1 protein-coding gene is annotated in these 266 nt (G+C 74.4%); it reads left to right on the top strand.

Features of this window, described 5'->3' with window-relative positions:
• A partial coding sequence (locus MJ643_RS30860; RefSeq protein WP_247727332.1) for a sugar-binding domain-containing protein occupies nucleotides 1–266 on the top strand: 266 nt, incomplete at both ends.

Raw genomic sequence — 266 nt, 5'->3', positions numbered from 1 at the left:
CGCGAGCTGCCGATCACCGCCGCCGACGCCGGTCGCGCGATCGCGCTCGAGGTCGACGGCGCCATGTCCCATGCGACGGTCTGGCTCAACGGCCGCCTCGTCGGCGGCTGGCCCTACGGCTACAACGGCTGGAGCCTGGACCTGACCCCGTACGTCGACCTCGACGGCCCGAACCTGCTGGCCATCCGGCTCGACAACCCGCCCCGCTCCGCCCGCTGGTATCCCGGGGGCGGGCTCTTCCGCGACGTCCGCCTGGTGCGGACCGC

The organism is Pseudomonas sp. PNPG3 (assembly GCF_023093815.1).
GTDB classification, from domain to species: Bacteria; Pseudomonadota; Gammaproteobacteria; order Pseudomonadales; family Pseudomonadaceae; genus Aquipseudomonas; species Aquipseudomonas asiatica.
Note: the sequence above shows the minus strand (reverse complement) of the source record. Positions and strands in the feature narration are given on the sequence as shown.